The 18029-nt window shown below is 70.9% G+C and carries 13 protein-coding genes and 1 pseudogene; 6 read left to right on the top strand and 8 right to left on the bottom strand.

Features of this window, described 5'->3' with window-relative positions; genetic code table 11:
• Nucleotides 1–25: 25 nt before the first annotated feature.
• From nei2 to I7X18_RS21525, 3 genes are all read right to left on the bottom strand, one after another.
• Entirely contained in the window at nt 26–799 is a 774-nt protein-coding gene (gene nei2, locus I7X18_RS21535) for an endonuclease VIII Nei2 (protein ID WP_193046020.1), read from the bottom strand.
• Between the two features lie 20 nt (nt 800–819).
• Nucleotides 820–5403, bottom strand: coding sequence for an ATP-dependent helicase (locus I7X18_RS21530; RefSeq protein WP_193046019.1), 4584 nt, complete (start codon nt 5401–5403; stop codon nt 820–822).
• A 63-nt stretch (nt 5404–5466) separates the two neighbouring features.
• Entirely contained in the window at nt 5467–6258 is a 792-nt protein-coding gene (locus I7X18_RS21525; RefSeq protein ID WP_193046018.1) for an SDR family NAD(P)-dependent oxidoreductase, read from the bottom strand.
• A gap of 79 nt (nt 6259–6337) precedes the next feature.
• Between I7X18_RS21525 and I7X18_RS21520 the strand changes: the two genes are divergently transcribed.
• Nucleotides 6338–6730: a hypothetical protein gene (locus tag I7X18_RS21520; protein ID WP_193046017.1), complete on the top strand. Its 393-nt coding sequence runs from the start codon at nt 6338–6340 to the stop codon at nt 6728–6730.
• A 34-nt stretch (nt 6731–6764) separates the two neighbouring features.
• Nucleotides 6765–8045 (top strand): glycosyltransferase, encoded by a 1281-nt coding sequence (locus I7X18_RS21515; protein WP_193046016.1) that lies wholly within the window; start codon nt 6765–6767, stop codon nt 8043–8045.
• Here the strand turns inward: I7X18_RS21515 and amaB are convergent.
• Entirely contained in the window at nt 7996–9585 is a 1590-nt protein-coding gene (gene amaB / locus I7X18_RS21510; RefSeq protein WP_193046015.1) for an L-piperidine-6-carboxylate dehydrogenase, read from the bottom strand. The two genes, I7X18_RS21515 and amaB, sit on opposite strands and share 50 nt — an antisense overlap.
• Nucleotides 9586–9678: 93 nt before the next feature.
• Here amaB and I7X18_RS21505 point away from each other — a divergent pair, with 93 nt between their 5' ends.
• A complete protein-coding gene (locus I7X18_RS21505) occupies nt 9679–10158 on the top strand; it encodes an Lrp/AsnC family transcriptional regulator (RefSeq protein WP_193046014.1) in 480 nt (159 codons plus the stop codon).
• A 9-nt stretch (nt 10159–10167) separates the two neighbouring features.
• Here I7X18_RS21505 and I7X18_RS21500 read toward each other — a convergent pair whose 3' ends face one another.
• Together I7X18_RS21500 and I7X18_RS21495 are read right to left on the bottom strand one after the other, a co-directional pair.
• The gene (locus tag I7X18_RS21500) at nt 10168–10410 is read right to left on the bottom strand and encodes a hypothetical protein (RefSeq protein ID WP_226863508.1); all 243 of its coding nucleotides are present in this window, start codon (nt 10408–10410) and stop codon (nt 10168–10170) included.
• Between the two features lie 55 nt (nt 10411–10465).
• Nucleotides 10466–14860, bottom strand: coding sequence for a cation-translocating P-type ATPase (locus tag I7X18_RS21495; protein ID WP_193046012.1), 4395 nt, complete (start codon nt 14858–14860; stop codon nt 10466–10468).
• 104 nt (nt 14861–14964) lie between these two features.
• Between I7X18_RS21495 and lat the strand changes: the two genes are divergently transcribed.
• On the top strand, nt 14965–16299 hold the full coding sequence (lat, locus tag I7X18_RS21490) for an L-lysine 6-transaminase (protein WP_193046011.1): 1335 nt from the start codon (nt 14965–14967) through the stop codon (nt 16297–16299).
• A gap of 4 nt (nt 16300–16303) precedes the next feature.
• Here lat and I7X18_RS21485 read toward each other — a convergent pair.
• Nucleotides 16304–16843, bottom strand: a pseudogene (locus tag I7X18_RS21485) (restriction endonuclease); the annotation flags it as partial.
• A gap of 148 nt (nt 16844–16991) precedes the next feature.
• Between I7X18_RS21485 and I7X18_RS21480 the strand changes: the two are divergent.
• Together I7X18_RS21480 and usfY are read left to right on the top strand one after the other, a co-directional pair.
• Complete coding sequence (locus tag I7X18_RS21480; protein ID WP_193046009.1) at nt 16992–17357, top strand: hypothetical protein; 366 nt, start codon at nt 16992–16994, stop codon at nt 17355–17357.
• A gap of 60 nt (nt 17358–17417) precedes the next feature.
• Nucleotides 17418–17726: a protein UsfY gene (gene usfY, locus I7X18_RS21475; protein WP_193046008.1), complete on the top strand. Its 309-nt coding sequence runs from the start codon at nt 17418–17420 to the stop codon at nt 17724–17726.
• A 56-nt stretch (nt 17727–17782) separates the two neighbouring features.
• On the opposite strand, the gene mbp1 is transcribed toward usfY, so the two are convergent.
• A complete protein-coding gene (mbp1, locus tag I7X18_RS21470; RefSeq protein ID WP_193046007.1) occupies nt 17783–18019 on the bottom strand; it encodes a microaggregate-binding protein 1 in 237 nt (78 codons plus the stop codon).
• Nucleotides 18020–18029: the final 10 nt, after the last annotated feature.

Raw genomic sequence — 18029 nt, 5'->3', positions numbered from 1 at the left:
TAGTCTCGGCGGTGTGCGCGGCGGGTCAGCGTTGGCAGTGCGGGCACCAGTACGACACACGGTCACCGTTGCCATCGCGCATGATCGGTGTGCCGCAGCGACGACAGGGTTTCCCGGCCCGGCCGTACACCCACACGTCGCGACCGGGACGGGTGTCACCGGTGGTGGTGCGGTTCCAGCGGGAGCGGTTGAGCCACAGCATGTCCCGGGACCGCTGCACCATTCGCAGCGGATCCTTGAGGGCGCCCACCGGTGCCGTCGGCAGGTGGCCGGTGACGAAGCACAGTTCGTTGGCGTAGACGTTGCCGACACCGGCCATGATCCGCTGATCCAGCAGCGCCTCGGACAATCGGCGCTCCGGGTCGGCGGCGAGATTCTGGGCGGCGATGCGGGGCTCCCAGTCGTCGCCGAGCAGATCGGGTCCGAGGTGGGCGACCGCGTCCATATCGTTTCCGCGGTCGAGGATCTCCAGCACGCCGAGGTCGATGCCCGCGGCCTGCACCGCCTGCTCGCCCTCGCCGGCCTCGAGGATGATCCGGATGCGGTACCCGGCCCGGCTGGGGCGCGACGCCGGGACGACCTTCCAGCTGCCCTCCATCTTCAGATGGGAATGGATGCTGGCCGGGCCGACCCGGATGAACAGGTGCTTACCGCGGCTGAGCACTTCGTCGACGACGTGACCGCTCAGATCGACGGTGGCGTAGCGCGGGACGCGGACATCGCAGCGGGTCAGCGTCTTGCCCTCGAGGCCTTCACGCAGCGCCGTGGCGGTGCGGTAGACGGTGTCTCCTTCGGGCATCGCTCACCCCTTCCAGGTGGTCACCTCAGCCGCAGACCGCGCGGGGTGCGGGCGAACCCGGCGGCGGTCAACGCGTCGTGCACGGTGGCGCGTACGCCGCCCTGCGCGGGTTCCAACACTGCCACGCCGTTGACCTTCTCGACCAGCAGCGACTGCACCCGGCCGCGACTCACCAGGTCGGCCAGTGCCGCCGCCGCCGCCCGCTGCGCGTCGGCATCGTCGGTGAAGCTCAGAAGCGACCGGCCGCCTCGTTCGAGGAACCACGCGAGTTCCCCGTCGACGAGCGCGACCAGCGCGCCGGCCTTGCGCCCGGCCCGGTGCGAGCCCTCGGCCTCTCCGTCGGCGGTGCGCGTCGGCCACGGCAGCGCCGCACCGTACGGGTTGGCCGGGTCGGCGGCGGCCAGCACCACGGCGCGGTACTCGCGGCGTTCCTTGTCGACTTCGTCGAGGTAGGTCCGCAACCGGTCCACGGTCGACGCGACCGCGAACTGCGCGCCACCCAGCGATTCGACGAAGTACCCGCGCTGGCACCGCCCGGCGTCCTCGAAGGCGGTCAGCACCTTGTAGAGCATCGCGAAGCCGCCAGGGACACCTTCGGACGCGGCCGCTCCCTTGGTGAGCACACCGTAGCGGTTGAGCAGCAGTTCGGCCGTGAAGTGGGCGCGCACAGTGGAATCCGGTTCGGCAGCGGGTAACGCCGACCAGCGGCCGGCCACGGTCGGGTCACTCGCGCGGGTCTGGGCGTGGGCGATGCTGTAGCTGCTCAACCGCGGTGGGCGCGCCCGCTGGCGGTGTGCGGGGGCGCCGCGCCTGCCGGTGGACCGCCGGCTGCCCGAGAGCATCGCGCGCACCGGGGCGAAGGTGTCCCCGGTGACCCAGCCTCCCCAGATCAGTTCCCACAGAGCGGTTTTGAACTGTTCGGAGTCCTCGCCGGCGAGCTGACGGAAGAAGTAAGCGCCGCCCGCGCCGAGGGTCTCCATGACGGCCCGGTGGGTGTCGGTGAATTCGAGTTCGACCGGCGCTGTGAGGGTCAACGGTGCCGAGTCGGCGTGGTGGAAGGCGATCCAGCCGTCACCGCCGCCGATCGGGCCCGCACCCGACCACATGATCTCGCCGCTGGCCAGCAGCTCGTCGAGCATCGCGGGCTGGTAGTCGCGCACCCGCTGCGACAACACCAGCGGTTCCACCGCAGACGCCGGGATCGGCACGCCGGCGAGCTGGTCGATGGCCGACGCCAGCCCGTCGACTCCCGCGCTGTGCGTCGACCCGACGTGCTGCCACGCCGGCAGGAACCGGGCGTAGGCCGCGGTGCTGACCGGCTCCACCTGTGCCCGCAGTGCGGCCAGCGAGCGCCTCCGCAGGATCTTGAGGACGTCGCCGTCGCACCACTGCTCACTGCCCGCGGGATCCCCCGGGGGGGCATCGGTGAACTCGCCGCGCACCAGCCGTCCGTCGACCGCGAGCCGGCCCAGCACGTCCGCGGTGACCCGCAGGCCGAGGCCGAACCGCGCCGCCGCCTCGGCGGTGGTGAACGGGCCGTGGGTGCGTGCGTACCGGCCGATCAGCTCACCGAGTGGATCGGCCACCGGATCGAGGAAAGACAGCGGGACGCCCACTGGGACGGCGATCCCGACGCCGTCACGCAGCAGGCCGACATCCTCGATCGCGACCCACCAGGTGCGACCGGCGAACGACACCGTCAGCACCCGCTTCGCCGTCAGCAGGCCCTCGAGCCAGCCGCCGACGTCATCGGTGGTGGCGCGTTCGGCGATCTCCTCGGCGGTCAACGGGCCCAGCAGCCGCAGCAGGTCGGCGACGCCCTCGGCGTCCCTCGCGAGCCGGTCCTCGGCGAGGTGTTGCAACTGTCGTGCGGTGGTGGCGATGACGTCGGGGTCGAGAAGCTCGCGCAGTTCGACGCGGCCGAGCAGTTCGGCGAGCAGCGTGCTGTCCAATGACAGTGCGGCGGCGCGACGTTCGGCCAGCGGGCTGTCGCCCTCGTACATGAACGCGCCCACGTAGCCGAACAGCAGCGAGGCCGCGAACGGCGACGGCGTCGCGGTCTCCACCTCCACCACCCGCAGCCGGCGCTGGGCGATCCGGTGCATCAGCTCGACGAGGGCGGGCACGTCGTAGACGTCTTGCAGGCATTCGCGCACGGCTTCGAGCACGATCGGGAAATCCGGGTATTTGCGGGCGACGTCGAGCAGTTGCGCGGCGCGCTGGCGCTGATGCCACAGCGGTGACCGCTTACCGGGATGACGCCGCGGCAACAGCAGTGCGCGCGCGGCACATTCGCGGAAGCGTGACGCGAACAGCGCCGACCCGCCGACCTCGGTGGTGACGATCGGTTCGATCTCCTCGGCGTCGAAGACGAACAGGTCGGCGAACGACACGGCACCACCGGATTCGAAGTCGGTGTCGGGCAGCCGCACGATGATGCCGTCATCGGAGGCGGTCGGTTTCTCGTCGATGCCGTAGCGCTCCCGCAGGCGGCGCCCGACCGCAAGTGCGAGCGGGCCGTGCACGCGAAGGCCGTACGGGGAGTGCAGGATGATCCGCCAGTCACCGAGTTCGTCGCGAAACCGCTCGACGACGAACGTGGTGTCGGTGGGCACGGTGCCGGTGGCCTGACGCTGATCGTCGAGCAACCGGTAGAGGTTGTCGATCGCGTAGTCGTTGAATCCCATGGTGCGGCAGCGCTCGGCGAACGCCTCGGTGCCCAACCCGGCGAGCTCCCCGGTGAACGCGCCGACGGCCGCACCGAGTTCGGCGGGCCGGCCCACCCCGTCACCGCGCCAGAACGGCAACCGCGCCGGCTGCCCGGGCGCCGGAACCACCAGGACGCGGTCGTGGGTGATCTCGGTGATGCGCCAACTCGTCGCGCCCAGCGAGATCACATCGCCGGGCCGGGACTCGTATACCATCTCCTCGTCGAGTTCACCTACGCGCGAGGGCTTTTCGGAGTCGGTCGCCAGGTAGACGGTGAACATTCCGCGGTCCGGGATGGCGCCGCCGGAGGTGACGGCCAGGCGCTGCGCGCCCGGTCGCGCGGTCAGTGTGCCGGCATCGCGGTCGTACACCAGCCGCGGCCGCAGTTCGGCGAATTCGGTGGACGGGTACTTGCCCGAGAGCAGGTCGAGGGTCGCCTCGAATGCGCTGCGGGGCAGGGTCGCGAACGGTGCGCTGCGCCGCACCGCATCGAACCAGCGGTCGGCGTCGAGCGGTTCTAGTGCCGCGGCCGCCACGGTGTGCTGGGCGAGCACGTCGAGCGGGTTGGCGGGCACCCGCATGGTCTCGATCTGGCCGGCCAGCATGCGCTGCACGCTCACCGCGCAGCCGATCAGGTCGGTGCGGTGTTTGGGGAACAGCACGCCCTGGGAGATCTCGCCGACCTGATGGCCGGCCCGGCCCACCCGCTGCAGCCCGCTGGCCACCGACGGCGGCGTCTCCACCTGGATGACGAGGTCGACCGCACCCATGTCGATGCCGAGTTCCAGGCTGGACGTCGCGACGACGGCTTTGAGCCGGCCGCTCTTCAGATCGTCTTCGACAAGCGCCCGCTGTTCCTTGCTGACCGAACCGTGATGGGCCTTGGCCAGCAGCGGTTCGGCGCCGAAGGACTGGCCGCTGCCCATCAGTTGCGCGGGCGCGCCTCCGCCGACGCGGTCGTTGCGGCCGTCGAGTGCGGCGCCGGTTCGCTCGGCGTGGATCTCGTTGAGCCGCGAAGTCAACCGCTCGGCGAGGCGGCGGGAGTTCGCGAACACGATCGAGGAGCGGTGCGCCTCGATCAGATCGACGATCTGTTCCTCGACGTCGGGCCAGATGGTGTTGTTCGCCAGATCCGCCATGTCGGGCACCGGCACCCGCACCGACAGGTCGAACGTCTTGGCGGCCGGCGGGGCGACGATGGTCGTCGGCGCGTGGCCGGACAGGAACCGGGCCACCTCCTCCGGAGGGCGGACCGTCGCGGACAGGCCGATACGCTGCGCGGGCCGCTCCGTGAGCTGGTCGAGCCGCTCCAGCGACAGGGCCAGGTGGGCACCGCGTTTGGTCGCCGCCAGCGCGTGCACCTCGTCGACGATGACGGTCTGCACCTCGGCGAGCGTGTCGCGGGCCGCCGAGGTCAGCATCAGGAACAGCGACTCGGGCGTGGTGATGAGGATGTCGGGTGGCCGGGTGACGAGTTCGCGGCGCTGGGCCGGGGTGGTGTCCCCGGAGCGGACGCCGACTCGGATGTCCGGTGCGGATTGGTCGTGCCGTTCGGCGATGCGGGCGATACCGGTCAGCGGGGTGCGCAGATTGCGCTCGACGTCGACGGCGAGCGCCTTGAGCGGGGACACGTAGAGCACGCGGGTGCCCGCACCGGCGGGCCGGGGTTCCGAAGCGGCGAGGCGGTCGATGGCCCACAGGAAGGCGGCGAGCGTCTTACCCGACCCGGTGGGCGCGATCACCAGCGTGTTGTCCCCGTCGGCGATCGCCGACCAGGCCTGCGCCTGCGCCGGGGTCGGTTCGACGAAGGTGCCCGCGAACCACTCCCGGGTCAGGGGACTGAACCGGGAGAGGCCGTCGGCGTTCGTCGGAGGCTGGCTCGGATGCTGCGTCATCCCCTCCATGGTGACAACTCCCACCGACAAGTTCCGGCGGGCGGGTTACGCCGAGCGTGAAGATCAGCCGCGCAGGGACCGCTGGTAGCGCTGCATACCGGCGATCCACCGGTCGTGGTCGGCCACCTTGCCGGCCACCATGTCGTGCACCTCGGGGTGGGGCAGGACCAGGAAGCGGCCGTCGCGGACGGCGGCGACGGTCTGCTCGGCCACCTCACGTGGGCTGATGACGGTGCCGGCGTTGACGACGGAGTCCGCGCCCAATCGCACCGCGACATCGGGCGAGTTCCGGATCGCCGACAGCAGCGCGGTGTCGACCCCCATCGGGCAGACGCAGGTCACGCCGATGCCGTCGTCGCCGTAGGTGACCGCGAGCCATTCGGCGAACCCCACCGCGGCGTGCTTGGTCACCGCGTAGCCGGCGTCGCCGATCTGGGTGAGCAGGCCCGCCGCCGACGCGACGCTCACGAAATGCCCGCGGCCACGGGTCTGCCACTGCGGCACCAGGAGCCTGGCGGCGCGGACGTGGGCGCGCAGGTTCACCTCGAGGATGCGGTCCCAGTCCGCCTCGGCGCCCAGGCCCGGTGCGCCGACGACGCCGGCATTGGCGACGAATACGTCCACCGGTCGATCGGCGATCATCGCCGCGATGTCGTCGGCCGAACTCGCGTCGGCACGCAGGCTGGTGACCGTCGCTCCGCCCGCGGCGAGGCGCTCGGTGGTCTCCGCCAGCCCGGCGTCGTCGACATCGCCGAGCACCACCCGGGCGCCCGCGGCGGCGAAGGACTGCGCGAGCGCCCGCCCGATACCCGAACCGGCCCCGGTGATCGCCACGACGCTGTTGTCGATATCCATGGGCCGATACTGCCGAAGCTGCGTGGCACGGGGATCCGCGGGTACTCCGATAGATGGTCGAGCGAAAGGCAGGAGTGCCATGAACATCGTCGGAGGTGCGGTCCGGTTGGTCACCGAGACCGCCAACGCGACCACCGCGGCGGCCGGTGCGGTGGGCGGTGCGGCCGTCAACGGAATCGTCGGGGGAGTGCGGGGCGCGGCGAACGGGATCCGGGAGGGACTGAGCAGCGGCAGCCACTCCACCCCCGCGGCGCTGCTGACCATGGGGGCGGTGGGTGCCGTCGGGCTGGTCGAATGGCCGGTGCTTGCCGCCGTCGGCGGGACCGCGCTGCTGGCCCGCCAACTCGGGCGGACCGGTGACGCGCAGACCGGACCCGCGGAGACCGGACCCGCGGAGACGTCGGCATCCTCGCCGAGCGGTCCGCGCAAGACCTCCGGTGCGCGTAAGAAAACCGTCACCGCCCGCACCTGAGACGCGCTGCTGAAGGCGGGTATAGGTGGTCGCGATGGCGACCATCCTGGCCTACACCTCACCGTCGGCGGGCCACCTCCTCCCGATGCTCGCGCTCCTCGTTGAATTGGCCGGGCGCGGACACCGGGTGCACGTTCGCACCTATGCGGGCGGCGTGCCCGTGGCCCGCGCGGCCGGAATGACCGCGGACAACGTCGATCCCCGCATCGAGGGCATCGTCAGCGAGGACTGGCGGACCAGCAGCGGGCGGGCGGTATTGCGGATGACGATCGAGACGTTCGGAGGGCGCGGCGCCCACGAACTGGACGACCTCGACGACGCGATCGCCCGGGTCGGTCCGGACGCGCTGCTGATCGACATCAACTGCTGGGGCGCGATGGCGGTCGCGGATGCCTCCGACATCCCGTGGGCGGTGTTCTCCCCGTACACACCGTTCCTCACCTCGCCGGGCATGCCGCCGGTCGGTGCGGGTATGGCGCCGTGGCCGGGTGTGGTCGGGCGGGTGCGCGATCTGGGTGTGCGCGCAGTGGTTCAGCATGTGTTCGACACGCCGATGATGCTCCACCTCAACGGGTTTCGCTCCATCCGCGGGTTGTCTGCGCTGCGCGACGTGGATGCGGTTCTGCGTCGCGCGCCGCTCATGCTGGTGGCCGGCGGTGAACCATTCGAATATCCGCATCCGGGCTGGGGTGAGGCGGTGGAGATGATCGGGCCGTGTGAGTACGACCCGGCGGGCGCCGCGGCACCGACATGGCTGGACGACATCGACCGGCCCATCGTCCTGGTCACGACATCGTCGGTGAAACAAGCTGATTCGACGCTCGTCGCCACCGTGCTGACCGCGCTCGCCGATGCGCCCGTCCACGTCGTCGCGACCTGTCCCGCAGGCGTCCCCGACGGTATCGCGGTGCCCGCCAACGCAACCGTGACAGGCTTTCTCCCGCACGGACCGGTGTTGGACCGCGCGATCTGCGCGGTCACCCACGGCGGTATGGGCGTCACCCAGAAGGCGCTGGCACGCGGAGTCCCGGTGTGCGCGGTGCCCTACGGCCGCGACCAGTTCGAGGTGGCCCGCCGGGTGGAGGCGGCGCGGTGCGGCACCAGGTTGCCGGCCCGGCGCCTGTCCCCGCCGCGGTTGCGCGCCGGGGTCGAGCGCGCGCTGACGACGACGGCAGGCGCACGCCGCGTCGCAGACGGTTTCGCCGCCACGGGTGGGGTGGCGCGCGGGGCCGATCTGGTGGAGCAGCGGGTGATCCGGGGGACCGCTATCCGAAGTGCACGCCTTGCGCCAGGGGCAGTTCGGTGGAGTAGTTGACGGTGTTGGTGGCGCGGCGCATGTAGGTCTTCCACGCGTCCGATCCTGATTCGCGCCCGCCGCCGGTCTGTTTCTCACCGCCGAACGCACCGCCGATCTCAGCCCCGGAGGTGCCGATGTTGACGTTGGCGATACCGCAGTCCGAACCGTCGGCGGCCAGGAAGCGCTCCGCCTCCCGGACGTCGAGGGTGAAGATGGCTGAGGAAAGGCCCTGGGGGACAGCGTTGTTCAGGGCAATGGCCTCATCGAGGTCATCGTAGGTCAGCACGTAGAGGATCGGCGCGAACGTCTCGGCGTGCACCACCGCGGTCTGGCCGGGCATCCGCACCACCGCCGGGGTGACGTAGAAGGAGGTATCACCGCGCTCACCCTCGAACTGCCGACGCTCGCCACCGGACACCTCACCGCCGTCGGAGCGCGCCGCGTCGAGTGCGGCGACCATGTCGCGGTATGCGGTTTCGTGGATCAGCGGGCCGACCAGCGTTCCGTCGGCCGCCGGATCACCCACGGGCAGTTGCCGATACGCCGCCACGATCCGCTCGACGAGGTCGTCGGCCACCGACCGGTGGACGATCAGCCGGCGCAGGGAGGTGCAGCGCTGGCCCGCGGTGCCCGCGGCCGAGAACACGATCGCCCGCACCGCGAGGTCGAGGTCCGCCGACGGCGTCACGATCGCGGCGTTGTTGCCGCCCAGTTCCAGCAGCGCTTTGCCGAATCGCTGCGCGACCCGCGGTCCGACCTGCTGACCCATCCGGATCGAACCGGTCGCCGAGAGCAGCGCCACCCGCGGATCGTCCACCAGCGTCTCGCCGGCATCCCGTCCACCCAGCACCAATTGGCCGACGGCTCGCGGCGCCCCGACGTCGCCGGCGGCCCGCTGCAGCAGCGCCTGGCAGGCGATCGCCGTCAGCGGCGTGAGTTCGGACGGCTTCCATACGACCGTGTCACCGCACACCAGCGCGACCGCGGTGTTCCACGACCACACCGCCACCGGGAAGTTGAACGCGGTGATGACCCCGACGACACCGAGCGGATGCCACGTCTCCATCAGCCGGTGGCCCGGGCGCTCCGAGGCGATCGTCTTGCCGTACAGCTGGCGTGACAGGCCCACCGCGAACTGGCAGATGTCGATCATCTCCTGCACTTCGCCGAGTGCCTCGGAGGTGATCTTGCCCGCTTCGACGGTCACCAGGGTCGCCAGTGCCGCCTTGTGTTCGACGAGCAGTTCCCCCAGCCGGGCGACCAGCGCGCCGCGCACCGGCGCCGGGGTGGTGCGCCACTGTGTGAAGGCGTCGGCGGCCGCCTCGATCGCGGCCTCGGTCTGTGCCGCAGAACTCTCGGCGACCGTGAACAGCACCTCGCCGGTGATGGGTGTGCTGGCGGGCAGGCCGTCCTCACCCGGGGCGCCGAGGTGTGCGGTCGCGCCGATCGCGTCGAACGCCGTCCGCACCCGGTCCCTGAGTTCGTCGGCGGTCGGCAGGGTCGCCTCTTCCGGGGAAGCCGGCGTGGTGGCCGCGGGTGCGGGGGAGGTGGTGGTCATCGCTGTCCTTGTCGTGGGTGTCTATGTCGTGGGTGTCTATTTCGTGAGTGTCGCGGCCGGTTGGAGCCGCGGTGCCTCGGTTACAGTGCCGCCATGGGTGAATCCGACGAGCACCCGCACGCACCTGCGCCGCTCGATGAGATCGATCGCATCCTGGCGCGCGAACTCGTGGTCGACGGTCGCGCCACGCTCGCGCATCTGGCGGCGAGTGCCGGTCTCTCGGTGTCGGCGGTGCAGTCCCGCGTGCGCCGGTTGGAGTCGCGCGGCGTCGTCGCCGGGTACCAGGCGAGGCTCAACCCGGAAGCGGTCGGACACCAGCTGTCGGCGTTCGTCGCGATCACCCCTCTCGACCCGTCCCAACCCGATGATGCGCCCGCGCGTCTCGAACACATAGCCGAGATCGAGTCCTGCCATTCGGTGGCCGGAGACGAGAGCTACGTGCTGCTGGTGCGCGTCGGTTCGGCACGTGCGCTCGAGGATCTGCTGCAGCAGATCCGGACGGCGGCGAACGTGCGGACCCGAAGCACGATCATTCTACAGACATTTTACGAGGGACGTCAGCACGTACCGTAATAATTACGGTCACGGTGCGTCAGGACCTGCTTTTTCCTGTCTCTGGTTGATCAGGGCGTGACCCGCGCCGATCGCCACGGCCACCGGCCACTCCACGAGTTCCACGACCACGAGCCCGGCCAGCGCGGCATAGAACGCGAGTTGGTCGGGGCGGGGAAACGGCACCCGTCCGATGACGGGCAACGAGATCGCGAAGCGGTCGGCGCCGGCCACCCGGTCCGCGACGTCACGATGTGATGGGACACCGGTCACGTCTGCGTCACCTTCCGTTCGTCGGTTCGGCTTAGCGTCATCGGTCATGGCGAACCTACTTGCCGGTCTTGGCCAGGACGCGCTGCTCGGTGGCGCCGTCCGTCTGCTCACCCCGCCGCTGTGCGAGATCTACGCCGTCCTCATCCGCGCCGGCGTCGTGGTCATCGTCGACGAGTGAGTCGTCGACGAGTGAGTCGTCGGCCTGTGAGTCGCCGGCCTGTGAGTCGACGACGGTTGACCCCATCCCGGTGAGACGCTCCAGCACTGCGGGTGCGACGGCCGAGATCGCCGTCGCCCCGGCGGCGGCGAGGAACGCCTGACCCCACGCGAACGGGCCGACGGGCGTGCACCCGAACAACTGGCTGACCGCCGGAATGCTGATGATGCCGATCATCGCGGCGAAGGTCGCGATGTTCGTGGCCACCACCAGCGGGCCGTGCGAGTCGAGCAGCGTCTGCAGCATCTGGGTGGACACCAGGCCGATCAGTGCGGCGGTGGCGGCGCGCCGCGGTGTGCCGGTGGCGCTGGCCATCAGCCAGGCTGCGGTCGCACCGGTCGTGGTGGCCGCGCCGCGGATGCCGATCGCCCGCCACATCGCCGCCTCGTCGCGGTCGGCCGCACCGGTGTCGGACTGCGGGCTCACCGCGAGCGCGGCGGCCGGAAGTGCGTCGGTGAGCATGTTGACCAGCAGCATCTGCCTCGCGTTGAGCACCGACCGCCCCGTCAGCAGACTGCTGATCAGCGCGAAGCACACTTCGCCGGCATTGCCGCCGAGCAGCACCGACACCGCCGACTGCACCCGGCGCCAGAGCTGGTTGCCCTCGTCGATCGCGTCGAGCAGGGCCTCGATGCGCCCGTCGAGCAGCATCACGTCCGCGGCGGTGCGCGCGGGGTCGCTGCCCGCGGCGGCCACTCCGATGCCGACACTGGCCGCCCGGATCGCCGCGGCATCGTTGGCGCCGTCGCCGACCATCGCGGTCACCACACCGCTGTCCTCGAGGACCTGCACCACGTCGACCTTGTGCTCCGGCGTCATCCGGGCGAAGACCGCGTATTCGGCGACGGCGGTGGCGCGTTCGTCGGCCGACATGTTCTCCCACTCGTCGCCCGTCACCACCTCGTCGGGGGTGACGTCGAGTCCGAGGTCTCCTGCGACGACGGACGCGGTGACGGGGTGGTCGCCGGTGATCAGCCGTACGCCGATGCCCTTGTCGCCGAGCGCCCGCAGCAGGCCACCGGCGCTGGGCCGCAGGGTGTCGGCGAGCCCGACCACGCCGACGGGCCGCAAATTGCGCGCGCACAGCTGCTCGAGCCGTTCGGGGTCGCTCGCCGCGTTCTCGGCGTCCTCGTCGCTCAGATCGCACTCGGCGACGGCGAGTACCCGCAACCCCTGGGCCGTCATCTCGTCGAGGAGCGACGACAGCGCCGCGTCGTCTTCGGCCAGCGCGGCGGTGATGCGCTCGGGGGCGCCCTTGATGGTCAGCCGGTTCCCGGTGAGCGCGGCGGCGTAGGGGCGGCCCGACTGGAACGGCAGCACGGCGTCGGGTTCCCGGCTGCCGGCCTCGGGGTCGTCACCGTTGGCTGCGCGCAGGATGGCGTCGTCGGTGGCGTGTTCACTGCGCTGCCCGTTCCTGACCACGATGGTGCTGGCGGCCTTGGCCAGCACATCGGCGTCGGTATACCCCGTCACCGACCGTAATGCCTTGACCTGCAACCGGTTCTCGCTCAGCGTCCCGGTCTTGTCGAAGCACACCACCTGGACGCGGGCCAACGCCTCGACCGAATGCGGGTTGCGGATCAGCACCGACTCGCCGGACAGCCGCCGCGCGGCCGCCAACTGCGCGAGCGTGGCGACCAACGGCAGCCCTTCGGGCACCGCGGCCACCATGACACCGACGGCGCTGGAGGCGGATTCGCGCAGCGGGGTGCGGCGCAGTGTCGACAGGAGCCCGACGAGCGCGCCGCCGCCGAGGCTCCACGGCAGCGCGCGGCCGGTGATCCGGCGCAGCTGGGCCTGCAGGCCGATCTCCCTGGCCTTCGACGGGGCCATCGCGATCGCGCGCTGCATCTCCGAACTCGGGCCGACCGCGGTCACGATGCCGACCGCGCTGCCGGCGGCGACCGTGGACCCGGCATAGAGCATGCAGGACCGTTCGGCCAGCGGTGCGCCGGGCGACGGATCGGTCTCCTTCGCCACCGGTAGCGACTCTCCGGTCAGCGAGGATTCGTCCACCTCGAGGTTGACGGCCTCGGTCAACCGGACGTCGGCCGGGACCACTTCACCGGAGCGCACTTCGATCACGTCACCGGGCCGCAGCCGTTTGGCGGCCACCTCCTCGGCACCGTCGGCCTCGTCGGCACCCAGCCGCCGGCGCGCCGGGGGATCCTGGACGGCGAGCAGTCGCCGCAGGATGCGTTCGGCGTGCAACTGCTGCTCGGCCGACAGCGCGGCGTTGCCGAGCAGCACCCCGCCCACCAGTGCGGCGTCGAAGGGTGACCCGAGCAGGGCGCTGGCGATCGCGCCGGTGACCAGGATCGGGGTGAGCGGGTCGGCGAGGTTGGCGCGCACCTCGCCGACGAAGTCGCGGACGTAATGCCATGCGCCCACAACGGGTTGGGGCACGAGGTGGCGTTCGGACCCGTCGTCGACGGGTCCGTCGCGCCGGGGCAGCAGGTGCGCCACCTCGTCGGCGGGCAGCGCGTGCCAGTCGTGGCCCGGTTCGGCACTGGGCACCTCGTCGCGGAACACCCGGTTGCCTGCCGCGAATCCAGACAGCAGCCCGGCCATGGAGCCCGCCTGCACCGAGACGGGACCCCGGCCGGGGACGCCCGGGATGAGCATCAGCGCGCCGACCGATGAACTGGACAGCGACAGTTCGACACCTTTCTCACTCGCCGCGCGGGCGGCCGGCAGCGCGTGCAGAACGCGCCACGCGCCGGTGAGGTCGTCGACGAGCAGATCGGCGCTCCACGGCGGCGGCCTGCCCTCGCGGAGCACGCCGACGGTGACGTCGGCGGCGTGCGGGGTGGTCATATCGGCGGTCGTGATCAGCACGACGGTCGCACCCTCGGCCTTGGCCGCGGCCACCGCCTCGGCCAGTGCGTCGTCGGCGGACTCTCCGACCGGATGCAGATGGTCGAATCCCTGTGCCAGGGAACGCAATCCGTCATCGGCGATGGAGACCACCCGCGGCCTGGTGCGGCGTGCCTCCGCCACCACCGCGGCGGCGTAGGGGTCGCGGACGTGGCTGACCAGCACCTCACCGTCCTCGCCGGCGCCCGGGATGTCGGACATGGGGTGCCAGCCGGCGGTCAGCGTGCCGCCGGCCAGCGCCTTGCGCGCGGCCTGCCAGGCTCGGCTGCGGTGTGAGTTGGTCAGCCCGCGCACGCGGCTGACCATCAGGTCGTCGGTGTGCAGTGCCCGGGGGTCGATCACCACCGTGTCGATGCGGTCGAGGGTGCGCAGTGCGCGCGGGTGCAGGACGAGGCCGCCGTGCTGGGCGGTGAACCCCCTGCTGAGCGCGCAGGCGAACGCCTCGCGGGTGGTGCGCAGCGCCTTGGGGGTGGCGACGACGGCCGCTTCGCCTGCCATCGCGAGATTGCCCGACAACACCCCGAGGGCCAGCCCGGCCACCGCCCCGACCGTGGCGGCCCGGTCGGCGTAACGGTCGGGTGTGCCTTCGGGAGGGGAGACCCGTTTGGTGGGTGGGCGGTCGTCGGACGCGTGCTGGGCCAGTGCCGGTTCGTGGCGGCGCCACGCCGCCCGGTCGTTCCACGCCTCCGCGGCGAGCATGGTGCGCTGGGCGGCTTCGGCGGCGGCCGAGATCGGTGAGACCGTCAGCGTCGCCATGGTGGCGTGGGCCGCCGCGAACAGCAGATCCGTGCCGTCCGGGCCGAGCCTGCCCTCGACCTGCCGACGCAGGCGGGGCATGTGGTCGACGAGGGTCGGTACGGCGGAGACCACCTCGGGCAGTCCGCGGAGCCGCATCATCGACGCGGTCACCGACAGGCCGAGCCCGGCCAGTGAGAATGCCGCTCCCGCGGTGCGCGCGGCCAGCACCGCATCGTCGCCCGGCAGGTTCATCGGCCGGGTGCGCCGCGCGGCGGCGTCGACCGCCTGTTCGGCATCGCCGACGGTCCGCAGCAGCTCCGGCAGTGACGGGCCGTCGTCGTCGACGGTGACGACGATCCGCGCGACGGTGGTGTTCAACGCGACCGAGCGCACGCCCGTCAGCTCCTTGACCGCACGGACGACTTCGGTGGCGATGGCGGCGCTGTGGTCACCGCCGAGGCCGCGCACCTCCACCCAGCAGCGGTTCCCGACAGCCTGGCACCGTCGCGCGGTGGGGCCGCCGAGGGCTTCGAGTGCGACGGCGGCGGCGGTACGGCCCAGCGTCTCGGCGGTCCGGAGCGGGGCGGACAGCAGCCCGATGCCGGGGGGTCTGATCACCCCTTCGCTCTACCCCTGGAGCACCACCGCCACACGCGCACGTCGACAGGAAGTCGTGGCGCATATAGGTCGGTGGACCGTAAAAAATCCGATAAGGTGGCGGCATGACCGACATGTTGACGCGTACTGCCGTTCCTGCTGTCACCCCGGCCGAGGTGCACGACGTGCTGGCCCGCAACATCCTCGCCGACGGGCTCGATCTGGTGCTCGACCTCGACCGGTCGTCGGGTTCGTACCTCGTCGACGCCCGCACCGGTGAACGCTATCTCGACATGTTCACCTTCTTCGCCTCCTCAGCCCTCGGGATGAACCATCCCGCCCTGGCCGCCGACGCCGATTTCCGCGCCGAACTCGCTGCGGCCGCCGTCAACAAACCGAGCAACTCCGACGTCTACTCGGTACCGATGGCACGATTCGTCGACACCTTCGCGCGCGTGCTCGGCGACCCCGCGCTGCCACACCTGTTCTTCGTCGACGGGGGCGCCCTGGCCGTGGAGAACGCCCTCAAGGTCGCCTTCGACTGGAAGAGCCGGCTCAATGAATCCCGCGGTCTGCCGGCAGATCTCGGCACCCGGGTGCTGCATCTGCGCGGGGCGTTCCACGGTCGCAGCGGTTACACGCTGTCACTGACCAACACCGATCGGAACAAGGTGGCGCGGTTCCCGAAATTCGACTGGCCGCGCATCGACGCACCCTACGTTCGGCCAGGCCTCGACGACGACGCCATGGCCGACGTCGAGGCCGAGTCGGTGCGGCAGGCGCGGGCCGCCTTCGAGGCGCATCCGCACGACATCGCCTGCTTCATCGCCGAGCCGATCCAGGGGGAGGGCGGCGACCGTCATTTCCGGCCGCAGTTCTTCGCCGCCATGCGCGAGCTGTGCGACGAGTTCGATGCGCTGCTGATCGTCGACGAGGTGCAGACGGGATGCGGCATGACGGGGACGCCGTGGGCCTACCAGCAGCTCGGCTTCACCCCGGATGTCGTGGCCTTCGGCAAGAAGACGCAAGTGTGCGGTGTGATGGCGGGGCGGCGTGTCGACGAGGTCGCCGACAACGTGTTCGCGGTCAGTTCGCGCATCAACTCGACCTGGGGCGGAAACCTCGCCGACATGGTGCGGGCACGACGCATCCTGGAGGTGATCGAATCCGACGGTCTGCTGGAGCGCGCCGCACACGCCGGTGGCTACCTGCAGGCCCGGCTCGAACACCTCGCCGCCGAGTTCCCGGGCGTGGTGGGCGATGTCCGGGGTCGCGGTCTGATGTGCGCGTTCAGCCTCCCGACCCCGGCGGAGCGCGACGCCCTGATCCGACGGTTGTGGGAGCGGCACGTGATCATGCTGGCGAGCGGGGTGGATTCGGTGCGTTTCCGTCCGGCGCTGACGGTGTCTCGGGCGGAGATCGACGACGCGGTGGACGCGGTGCGCCGGGCGCTGGGCTGACGTCGGCCGGCGAGGTAAGCCGGCGGATCGTCGAGCGGAGCCGGGGCAGTTCGGTGCGGCCGACCAGTTCGCATCCGTGACGTTCGGCGAGTTTGCGTGCCGCAGGGGTGAATTCGTTGTTCGTCACCACCATGGTTCGCACACAGTCCTGCATGGGTGCGCCGGCCACCACCTCCTGCACCGCGCCCGCGCCGACCGGGCGGGACTGCCGTTTGCACTGGACGGCCACGCGGTTCGGACGGTGGCCGACGATGATGTCGACGCCCCAGTCGCCGGTCAACGGCGTCATGATCACCGGCACGCCGCAGGACCGGGCGATGTGCGCGATGTGGTCCTCGAATTCCGTGCCCGACATTTCGGCGTCCTGGGACGTGGTCGCCCCGGCGATGGCGCCGAGGAGGAACCGCGGTGCGGCGGCGACGAGGAGGGGGACCGCGACCGCGACGGCGACGGCGAGTTCTGACCGGACGCCGAGCAGGTGGGCGGTGAGACCCGCGGCCGCGCCCAGCGCGACGTAGAGCTTGACGCGAGTGCTGCGGGACACGGCCGGATAGTACGGCCGCAGGCCGACACGGCGGCCCCGCCGGGCGCCCGCTGTCGCAGACCGCACACATTCTGCAGGTTTACCGGCCGCCTACCTGGGGGAACACCCGCTGCGTCGGTGGTGGTGAGCAAACGTCGGTAGGTGCACGGTGTATCAGAGTCCGCACGATGTGCGACAAGACGTCGGTCTGCACGTGGGAGTGCGCGTCGTGGCGCGGTTCACGACGGCCGTCGCCCTGCTCGGCGGCGCCTTTCTGGCCGTCGCCGCGGTGTGGGTCAGCACCTGCGGTGGTTCCGTGGCCGACGCGCTGGCGTGCGGTGCGCCGCAGCGCACTCTGCTCGCACTCGGAGCGCCGGCCATCCTGCTGGTCGGAGCGGTTCGGGCCTTCCTGCGGGCGTTCGGACACCGCACCCGGACCGACACATGGTGGGCCTGGCAGGTCTCGGGGTGGTTCCTGATTGCGCTGATGGTGCTGGTCGCGGTGACCGGTGTGCCGGTGCTCGCCGGTTCCTGACGTTTCGTTTCGCGCCCCCGTGCATCGGGTAGGTGTAGTCGTGCTGAAGGAGGTTTACCCATGAAGAGTCCAGACGATCCCGTCGACCACTCGCGGACCACCCGTCCGCATGCCGGTGAGACGATGAAGGACACCAAGAACATGCCGGCGCTGATCCTGCTCGGGGTGGCGCTCGTGTCGTTCGTCGCCGCGCTGGCGGCCCATGCGACGTCCAATCACGGCGTCGGTGTGATGCTCGGATGTATCTCCGCCGTGGTGTTCGTGGTGGCCGGGGCGTGGTTCCTGATCGCGCACCGCCGCGTGAAGAACATCGAAGAGCGTTGGTATGCCGAGCATCCCGACGCCGAACCGCAGCGCCCGTCGCGCTGACGACACGTCAACGAAAAAGGCCCAGCCGATCGGCTGGGCCTTTTTCGTAACCGCTGTTACTGCTCGCTCTTCTGGCGTTCCTCGGCAGCCTTCGCGCCACCGCGGGCCGCTTCCGCCTCGGCCTCCTTGCGGGCTGCGTCCTGCTGAGCGTCGGCCTTGTCCTGCTGGGCCTTACCCTCGCGGATCATGTCATCCCGGCCGGTCACGGTGCCGACGGTCTCCTTGGCCTTGCCCTTGACGTCCTCGACGGCGCCCTTGATGCCTTCTTCGGGTCCACTGTTCTTCTCGGTCATGCTCACCTTT

Source organism: Mycolicibacterium baixiangningiae (genome assembly GCF_016313185.1).
GTDB lineage: Bacteria > Actinomycetota > Actinomycetes > Mycobacteriales > Mycobacteriaceae > Mycobacterium > Mycobacterium baixiangningiae.
The sequence above is the reverse complement of the archived record's forward strand: the minus strand, read 5'-3'. Positions and strand labels throughout refer to the sequence as shown.